Genomic DNA, 9,342 nt, shown 5'->3' with positions numbered 1-9,342 from the left:
GACAAATATGTGGCCATTAAATTATTACTTTTTTAATGATTGGCATCTTAAAAATCTTTTAAATGGTGGGAATCTAGGAATGTTTATGTTGGTATTTGGTGTAGCTATGATTTTTATCATTTCGCCAATATTGACTTATTTTTATGGAAAACGTTGGTATTGCTCTTGGGTTTGTGGATGTGGTGGTTTAGCTGAAACTGCTGGCGACAGCTTTCGTCATTTATCTAATTCTTCAAAAAAAGCATGGAAATTTGAACGCTGGTCTATTCATATTGTATTAGCATTATCATTCATCATGACGATTGCGGTTGTTTTTACTTTTTTGAATGATAATCCTAGTTTGAGTTTCATTACCAAAAATCAATTTATATATGGAATTGTTGGTTTTCTAATTGTCTTTACAGGTGTTTTATTTATTTTCAAACGCAAGGATTTAGATACCGATGCCAAATTTACTATTGGAACTTTAATTGCAATTATTATTGTTTCATTAGTAATAAATTTCTTTTCAGGAAATACAAATATCCTTTTTATTGACAGTTTCAAATTAAGAGAATGGTACGGATTTGCAATTGGTTCAGTATTTTCTGGAGTAATTGGAGTTGGTTTTTACCCCATTTTTGGAAACCGAGTTTGGTGCCGATTTGGTTGCCCGATGGCAGCTATTTTAGGACTGCAACAACGTTTGTTTTCAAAATTTAGAATTACAACCAATGGCGGACAATGTATTTCATGTGGTAATTGCACCACACATTGCGAAATGGGAATTGATGTTCGTAGTTATGCTCAAAAAGGAGAAAATATTGTGCGATCTTCTTGTGTTGGTTGCGGAATTTGTTCAGCAGTTTGTCCGCGTGGTGTTTTAAAATTAGAAAATGCATCCGAAAAAGGAAGAATAAATTCTAATGATATTCTTTTAGGAAATGATGTCAATTTGATGGATTTGATAAATCAGAAATAGAAAATATTTATTAACAATTAAAACAATTTATTATGAACACAAGAAAAACAATGATTTTATTGATTATGATTTCAATCAATAATCTGGCAGATGCCCAAGTTTGGAGCGGAACAACTCCTTCAATTCAAACAACAAGAACTGGAAATGTGACGATCGGACCTCCAGCTGCAACAAATTCAAATGATTCTAAGTTATGGGTTAGAAATGATTTAAATCAAAAAGCTAGCATTTTTGCAGAATCTAGACACACTCAAGACTTTCAATTTGGAATATTAAGCGCTGTTGATAGAGCCAATACAAAAGCTTTTTCTGTACTTTTTGGAAGTGGAACAACTTTTACTGACACTTTTGTTGTATTTGGTAATGGAAATGTTAGAGCAACTGAAGTAAGAGTTAAAACGCCTATTTTCCCTGATTATGTTTTTAATACTGAGTATAAACTCATGTCATTATCCGATTTAGAAAAATATATTGATGCGAATAATCATCTGCCTAATATTCCGAAAGCCAACGAAGTAATTATTAATGGTCTTGAGCTTGGAAGTATGCAAGTAAAACAAATGGAAAAAATAGAAGAATTGACATTATATATTATTGAGCTAAACAAAAAAATTGAAGCTCTTGAAGCTAAAATGAGTAACAAATAATCTCAAGAGTTTAATTTAAAAATTTGAAATTATGAGAAAAACATTTTATTATTGGATAGTTATATTCTCCATTCAATTTAGCTTTTCACAATCGATAAGAAAAGACTATAGAGAGTTTACGCAACAAGAGATTAATGATTATAGAGATGCTATTAATATACTTTATAGTAATAGCACAATGCAAAATTTGGCAAATCATCATGCAGAACATTTTACATCTGTAATACATACTACTGGTGGATTTAATGGCGAACAATTTTTGACATGGCATCGATTTAATTTACTTGATTTTGAAACTTTGTTAAGAAATAGTAATCCAAATTACAATTATTTAACAATTCCTTTTTGGAACTGGACAACAGACCAAAATCAATCTGCACCAAAATTCTGGCATAATGATTTTTTATCTTTAGCAAATTTTCCAGGATCTGGTGTAACAAGAAATGTAGGTGGAGGAGGTTTTTTAGGGACTGTAACTGATATCAATAATACTTTAGCTCTGTCAACTCATTTCTTGAACGGTACAATAAAAGGTTCTACTGTAGCAGATTTTTCGCATAGAATTGAACATTACCATGATTTTGTGCATGTGTGGGTCGGCGGAACGATGAATAGCGCAACCTCGCCTAGAGATCCAGTTTTCTATTTACACCACAATTATGTAGATAATTTATGGCAACAATGGGAAGACCAAAATACAGGAAATCAAAGTAGTCTTACACTATCGGGTCAAGCAAATCCAATTTTTCAATATAATGTCCCGACAACTTCTGGTCAAGTTTTAGATTCAAGAAGCATTCCACGTCCACCATCAGCAGGTACTGGAAGGAATATGGATGTTTGGTATGCAAAAAATGCAAAAGTAATTTTAGATGGAGCAAATGGTTCTCCTTTTGTAGCAAACGATACTTCAGTTCCTTATTTGTATCGATATACAGCTGCAACCACTACTGGTGGAAGTATTGTTACAGGAGAAATTTATATTGGTGATATAAAGTATGACGCAGCCAATAATGTAATTGCAGATAACAAAGGAGGTTTTGAAGTTAATTCGGGAGTTGTGTGTAACTTTAGAGCAGGAAATGCTATAATATTCAGTCCAGGATTTGTTGCAAAAAGCGGGTCTGACATGTCTGCTAAAATCATTTCGTTACCAAATTCGGCTAGAAGTTTTAATAACGATATTCCTATTAAAAACTTTGAAGAAGAACTTGTAGAAATAAAAGATTTAAGAGTGAAATTAATAATTTTTCCAAATCCAAGTACTGGGAAGTTTTATTTTAAGTCTGATTATAATAGTAATGGAAATATAATTATTAATGATTTGTTTGAGAATACTGTACTAAAAATGAATTTTGAAGATATAAGAAATTTAGAAATTGATATACTTGATAAACCAAAAGGAATTTACATTGTAAAGATTTTTTTTAATGATGAAATTTTTACAAGTAAAATAATTAAAGAATAAATTAATGGACTAATTAGCATCAACTTTAATGCTAATTAGTTTTATTTAAAAATGAAAAACAAAATCCTATATAACTGTTACATTGGTAAAGTAGAAATAAATAATATATTTAAAAATTATGAAAACAAAATTACTTTTTAGAATTATATTCTTGACTTTTCTTATTCAAAAGTCATTTTCGCAAACCTACTTTCCAATGTTGAATAACTCTTCATGGATTATTGGATTCTCTTCACTAGATGGACCCCAATTCGTATCGATTGAACAAGGTGTAGATTTTGTTATTGGTTCATTTACATATAAAAAATTTATCGATGTTGATTTTCAAACTGAAATATATATTCGTGAAGATATAGCAACTAAAAGAGTTTATAGAAGAATAAATAATTCTGATGTATTAATGTGTGATTTTAGTTTGCAAGTAGGAAGTACTATTTTATTAGGAAATGGTAACTTATACACTGTAAATCATATATCCAGTGTTAATGTAAATGGTGGTCAAAGAAGAGAGTTTAATTTAACTGATCCAACATCTACACTTTCAAGTGCTGAAACATGGATTGAAGGTGTTGGTAATGTTCAACATCCTTTAAGACCATCCTATGAATTAACTGGTGAGCCAGGATATAATATTAATTGTAGTTATCAAAATAATGTAAATGTTTATAACATTGGATTAGCACTTGGTTTATCTCCAATAATTTGTCCAGCTCCAACATTGATAACTGAAAATTATAATTTAAAGAATCAAAAATTTAAGATTTATCCAAATCCGTTCTCAACAGAAACAAGATTGATTTTAGAAGACGGTCTTTATAATGTTAGCTTCGAAATTTATAATTTACTTGGGGAAAAAGTGAAGCAAATAGAAAATTTAGATTCAAATGAAGTTACCATTAAAAGCGAAAACTTAGTTGATGGGATTTACTTATTTGTGCTAAAACAAAATGAAAAAGTTGTAGAAACAAAAAAAATTGTAATACAAAACTAAAAAAATCATCACAAAAAATCTTGAAGTTGAAAAAGTAGAATATTATAAGTTTCTATTGTTTTTTAAACAAGTAACTTATATTTTAAAAATTAAAAATTTAATATTATGAAAAATTTATTTTGCCTATTACTAATAACATTGCTTTATTCCTTTTCAAACAATAATCAGGACGAGAAACTAGTTTTAAACGAAAATGACAGTCTTGTTTTTATAAGGTACAGTCCAAAAGGTCAATATGGTTACACGTTTTATAAACTAACAAAAAATCAAGTTTTTAGAAATTTAACGTATTTTACATATATAAATCAATTTAAGTTTTATTATAATGATAATCCAGAGCGTTTAGTTGATTTAGGTTCCGATAAATTTAATCTTACTAAAGACTTGGTTAAATATTTTCCTAATAGAATACTAGCTGAAGAGCGAAGAATTGGTAATCGAAGTAGTTTTGACGACGGTGCTATATATATACAACTTACCAAAAATGGGGTTACAAAAATATGGGAGTTAGAATCTAATCCCAATCTTGTACCCCAAGAATACCGTGTTTTTGTTCAGAAAGTGAATGAGAAAATTAATCAATTGCGATAGGTATTATGTTGAAAATTTTCACTGTCCTATTTTTTCTAACCTCTTTCGGAAATTCCGACTCCAAAACCTATATAAAAAATTATTATCCTAATAAAAATCTAAAAGAAGAAGGTTGGATAGTAAATAGTAAAAAAACTGATTACTGGTTTTACTATTATGAAAACGGTTTAAAAAAAGAAGAAGGTCATTATAAAAATAATCAAAAAGTAAATTGGTGGATTTTTTACGACGAAAAGCAAATTATTATTAAAAAATGTGAATTTAGAAACGATAAAATGAACGGTCTTTCAATAATTTATTCCAAAGGAGAAATCATTAAAGCAGAGAAATATAGCAATGGAAAAAAAGTGAAGACCTGGACCGATTTAGAAGAATTTAAAAAAGACAATAGTTATTTACTTAATTAGATGAAAAAACTATCAAATAGTAAACTATTTAATGTATCAAAAATGAAAAGTATCCTAATGTTGCTTTTCTTTTTTGTGATTCAACAAAATTATTGTCAATATGCCGTTTCAGGGTTTTTTAATCCGAAAGGCAAATTAGTTGTTGCTTCAAATTTTACCTATAAAAGCGGAAAAGAACTTTTTGCAGGCAAGGAATTAATCGATATAGTTCCAGCAGAATTTGGAACCATTGATACACAAATCGTGAATATTTTTGGTAGTTATTCTTTCAAAGATTGGTTTTATGCAACTGCCAATGTTCCTTATTTATATATTTATAATAAAAACAACGCTCCAGATCCAGTTACCAATAAACCATCGCAACAAGGTTTTCAAGATGTTGAATTGAATGTAAATTTTAGATTGATTTTTAAAAAATACAAAACCAGTTATTTAACTGTCAGTTCAGGTTTGGGTTTTTCAACACCTTTAACCAATTACACCGAGCAAGGAATTATTGCATTAGGTCACGGAGTTACAGCCATAAATCCGTTTGCAATTGTACAATATAAGATAAAAAAAGGTTGGTTTGCCGAAGGTTTATATGCTCGAAGTTTTAAAGAAACTAGAGACGATTATAAAATTCCAGATGCGAATATTTTCAATTTTAAAATAGGTTACGCCAAATCAAAATGGTACACCGATGCAAGATTAACGATTCAAAATTCTGAAAAAGGAAATGATATTTTTTCAGATGATTTTTTCGCTCAAGGCGGATTATCAGCATTTGCAAATAACAGAGTTAATTTTACTAATTTAAGTGCGAATGTGTATTATCAACTCAATAAAAATTTTGGAATTAGTACGTTACTAACACAAACATTAGACGGAAGAAACGTGAGAAAAGAAAAAGGATTTAGTATAGGAATAGTTTACACTAATAAATAAGATGAGTATCATAAAAGTAATTATTCCGGCATTCAACGAAGAAAAAGCTATTGCAAATGTAATTGCTGAAATTCCGAATGGTGTTAATGAAATAATTGTTATCAGTAATAATTCAACAGACAAAACAGAAGAAGTAGCAAATAATGCTGGAGCAAAAGTGCTTTTAGAAACTAGAAAAGGATATGGTTATGCGTGTTTAAAAGGAATGGAATACATTATGAATTTAGAAACTAAACCAGATATTATAGTTTTTCTAGATGGCGATTATTCTGATTATCCTGAAGAATTGACAAAACTGGTTGCTCCAATTTTAAACCAAAATATCGATTTTGTAATTGGAGCTAGAGTTTCAAATTTAAGAGAAAAAGGTTCAATGACACCACAACAAGTGTTTGGAAATTGGTTAGCAACATTTTTAATGAAAGTATTTTTTAAAGCAAAATTTACAGATTTAGGTCCGTTTCGTGCTATAAAATATGATAAGTTATTACAACTTCAAATGGAAGACAAAACCTATGGTTGGACAGTAGAAATGCAGTTGAAAGTCTTGAAACAAAAAATGAGTTATGTAGAAATTCCAGTTCGTTATAAAAATCGAATTGGCGTTTCTAAAGTATCAGGAACAGTCAAAGGAACCATTATGGCTGGAGTAAAAATAATTGGTTGGATAATGAAATATACATTTAAAAAATAATATGATTTTAGTTCTTTCGTACATCGTTCTCTTTATATACACAATTGCAATTCTGTTGATTTTTTTCTATAGTTTAGCACAACTCAACCTACTTTTAAATTATATAAAAAGTAAAAAAACCATACAGTTTATTGAGAAATTCAATTTTTTAAATGCTAATGAAATTCCATTAGTTACAATACAATTGCCCATTTATAATGAAAAATATGTAATTGAACGATTACTACAAAATATTGTTTTGTTAGACTATCCAAAAGACAAACTCGAAATTCAAGTTTTAGATGATAGCACCGATGAAAGTGTAATTTTAATACGAATTCTTATTGCAAAATATGCTAGTCAAGGAATTGATATTAAACACATTACTAGACAAATTAGAACTGGCTTTAAAGCTGGAGCATTAAAAGAAGGTTTAGAAACTGCTAAAGGTGAATTCATCGCTATTTTTGATGCCGATTTTATGCCAGATAAAGATTGGTTGCTAAAAACAATTCCCAACTTTAAAAATACAAAAGTAGGTGTAGTTCAAACTCGTTGGGGACATTTAAACCGAAATTATTCCATTCTTACTAAAATTCAAGCATTTGCACTTGATGCTCATTTTACGTTAGAACAAACCGGACGAAATTCAAAACAACATTGTATCAATTTTAATGGAACAGCTGGAGTTTGGCGAAAATCGTGTATTATTGATGCAGGAAACTGGGAAAGCGACACACTTACAGAAGATTTAGATTTGAGTTACAGAGCACAACTCAAAAACTGGAAATTTATTTATTTAGAAGATGTAGAAACGCCTGCCGAATTGCCAGCAATTATTAGTGCTGCGCGTTCGCAACAATTTAGATGGAATAAAGGTGGAGCAGAAAATTTTGTTAAAATGGCTTCCAAAGTGATTGCTTCAACTACCATTACAAGAAAAACAAAATTTCACGGATTATTGCATTTATTAAATAGTTCTATGTTTTTATGTATTTTTACAATGGCAGTTTTAAGCGTTCCAATGCTATTTGTAAAAAACTATTTTAGTCACATTGGTTGGTATTTTGACATTATGATTTTCTTTATTGTTACTTCAATAATTTTCTTTACTTGTTATTGGTTTACCTATAAAAATATTCAAGGTGGCGGATTTAAAAATTTTATAAATTATATTGGAATGTTTTTTACTTTTTACGCTATTGCAATGGGGTTTTCTTTTCAAAATTCGATTGCTGTTTTAGAAGGATTATTAGGCAAAAAAAGCGAATTTATTAGAACACCAAAATTTAATATTGAAGCATTAAAAGAAAAATGGAAGGAGAATATTTACATTTCTAGAAAAATTTCTAAAAACACCATAATTGAGGGTTTTCTGGTTTTGTATTTCCTTTTTGGATTGTTTAGTGGTTTTAAACTCAATGATTTTGCGTTATTCCCATTTCATTTAATGTTGTTTTTTGGGTTTAGTTATGTTTTTGTTCAATCGTTAAAAACCAATTAATTTGGATGCTTTTTTTACCAAATATCAAATTTACATAGCAACTACAATTAGTGTTATTGCTTATTTTATATTGGGTTATTTTTTTGAAAGAGAGCAGTTTTATTGGCTTTTGTTTTTATATACTTTGGCTTTTATCGGGATGATTTCGTTGTTGCAAACTCAAGAATATGAGAAGACATTTTTCAAAATTGGTGTTATATATCGCATACTGTTTTTATTTTCTACACCAGCTTTATCCCAAGATTTTTACCGCTTTATTTGGGATGGAAATGCAATTTTATCAGGAATAAATCCGTTTCAATATAAACCAGATACTATTATAAATACCATTGCAAGTTTTACAAATGCCAATTATTTATATGAAAAAATGGGAAGTTTAAGTGCTTCACATTACAGCAATTATCCGCCTGTAAATCAATTATTATTTGCTATTTCAGCGTTTATTGGAGGAAAATCGATATTGGTTTCAACAATGGTTTTGCGAATAATAATTATCCTAGCTGATATTGGAATATATTATTATGGAAGAAAAATTCTAATACATTTCAACAAAAACACTGAAAATATTTTTTGGTATTTTTTAAATCCGTTAGTGATTTTAGAGCTTACAGGAAATCTTCATTTTGAAGGTGTGATGTTGTTCTTTTTTGTCGTAGGAATGTATTATCTTATACAAAATAAATGGATTATTGCTGCCGTTTTTATTGCCTTATCAATATCTGCAAAATTACTGCCATTATTACTTTTACCATTATTTTTTAAGTATTTCGGATTTAAAAAAAGTATATTATTTTATACTTTAATCATCGGTTTGAATGTGCTTTTTTTTCTCCCTTTTTTAAATCCAATGCTCACCAACAACTATATAGAAACCATTTCGCTTTGGTTCACCAATTTTGAGTTCAATGCAAGTATTTATTATTTGGTTCGAGAAGTTGGCTTTTATGTAAAAGGATACAATATAATACATACGGTAGGAAAAATTACACCTATAATTACAATTGCAATTGTTTTATTTTTTGCTCTGGTAAAGAAAAATAAATCCGTTGAAGCTATAGCAACCAATGCATTAAAGATTATTACATTGTATTTATTTATTTCTACAACGGTGCATCCTTGGTATGTAATTAATTTAGTTTTGTTGAGTGTGTTTACAAATTACAAGTTTCCAAT

The 9,342-nt window shown here is 29.1% G+C and carries 10 protein-coding genes; all 10 read left to right on the top strand.

From position 1 onward, the window contains the following. Positions 1-961: 4Fe-4S binding protein (locus ACH2BO_RS14385; protein ID WP_395045427.1), on the top strand; the 961-nt coding region annotated here is incomplete at its 5' end. Positions 962-993: 32 nt separating this feature from the next. After that, positions 994-1,608, top strand: coding sequence for a hypothetical protein (locus ACH2BO_RS14380; protein WP_395045426.1), 615 nt, complete (start codon positions 994-996; stop codon positions 1,606-1,608). A 31-nt stretch (positions 1,609-1,639) separates the two neighbouring features. Continuing rightward, complete coding sequence (locus tag ACH2BO_RS14375; RefSeq protein WP_395045425.1) at positions 1,640-3,076, top strand: tyrosinase family protein; 1,437 nt, start codon at positions 1,640-1,642, stop codon at positions 3,074-3,076. Positions 3,077-3,194: 118 nt separating this feature from the next. Then, complete coding sequence (locus ACH2BO_RS14370) at positions 3,195-4,067, top strand: T9SS type A sorting domain-containing protein (protein WP_395045424.1); 873 nt, start codon at positions 3,195-3,197, stop codon at positions 4,065-4,067. Between the two features lie 105 nt (positions 4,068-4,172). Next, entirely contained in the window at positions 4,173-4,658 is a 486-nt protein-coding gene (locus tag ACH2BO_RS14365; RefSeq protein WP_395045423.1) for a hypothetical protein, read from the top strand. 5 nt (positions 4,659-4,663) lie between these two features. Beyond that, the gene (locus ACH2BO_RS14360; RefSeq protein ID WP_395045422.1) at positions 4,664-5,065 is read left to right on the top strand and encodes a toxin-antitoxin system YwqK family antitoxin; all 402 of its coding nucleotides are present in this window, start codon (positions 4,664-4,666) and stop codon (positions 5,063-5,065) included. 42 nt (positions 5,066-5,107) lie between these two features. Then, positions 5,108-5,992: a hypothetical protein gene (locus ACH2BO_RS14355; protein WP_395045421.1), complete on the top strand. Its 885-nt coding sequence runs from the start codon at positions 5,108-5,110 to the stop codon at positions 5,990-5,992. 1 nt (position 5,993) lies between these two features. After that, entirely contained in the window at positions 5,994-6,686 is a 693-nt protein-coding gene (locus ACH2BO_RS14350) for a glycosyltransferase family 2 protein (RefSeq protein ID WP_395045420.1), read from the top strand. Position 6,687: 1 nt separating this feature from the next. After that, positions 6,688-8,169 carry a cellulose synthase family protein gene (locus ACH2BO_RS14345; RefSeq protein ID WP_395045419.1) on the top strand — a complete coding sequence of 494 codons (1,482 nt, stop codon included), beginning with the start codon at positions 6,688-6,690 and terminating at the stop codon, positions 8,167-8,169. A 1-nt stretch (position 8,170) separates the two neighbouring features. Beyond that, the coding region (gene mptB, locus ACH2BO_RS14340) for a polyprenol phosphomannose-dependent alpha 1,6 mannosyltransferase MptB (protein WP_395045418.1) at positions 8,171-9,342 on the top strand (1,172 nt) is incomplete at its 3' end.

The organism is Flavobacterium sp. (assembly GCF_043773265.1).
Taxonomy (GTDB): domain Bacteria; phylum Bacteroidota; class Bacteroidia; order Flavobacteriales; family Flavobacteriaceae; genus Flavobacterium.
This window is presented reverse-complemented; position numbering and strand designations above follow the sequence as displayed.

Coding starts and splice junctions, on each gene's coding strand:
- ACH2BO_RS14365 (WP_395045423.1), top strand. CDS start 4,173: ATGAAAAATTTATTTTGCCTATTACTAATAACATTGCTTTATTCCTTT.
- ACH2BO_RS14380 (WP_395045426.1), top strand. CDS start 994: ATGAACACAAGAAAAACAATGATTTTATTGATTATGATTTCAATCAAT.
- ACH2BO_RS14355 (WP_395045421.1), top strand. CDS start 5,108: ATGAAAAGTATCCTAATGTTGCTTTTCTTTTTTGTGATTCAACAAAAT.
- ACH2BO_RS14375 (WP_395045425.1), top strand. CDS start 1,640: ATGAGAAAAACATTTTATTATTGGATAGTTATATTCTCCATTCAATTT.
- ACH2BO_RS14370 (WP_395045424.1), top strand. CDS start 3,195: ATGAAAACAAAATTACTTTTTAGAATTATATTCTTGACTTTTCTTATT.
- ACH2BO_RS14360 (WP_395045422.1), top strand. CDS start 4,664: ATGTTGAAAATTTTCACTGTCCTATTTTTTCTAACCTCTTTCGGAAAT.
- ACH2BO_RS14350 (WP_395045420.1), top strand. CDS start 5,994: ATGAGTATCATAAAAGTAATTATTCCGGCATTCAACGAAGAAAAAGCT.
- ACH2BO_RS14345 (WP_395045419.1), top strand. CDS start 6,688: ATGATTTTAGTTCTTTCGTACATCGTTCTCTTTATATACACAATTGCA.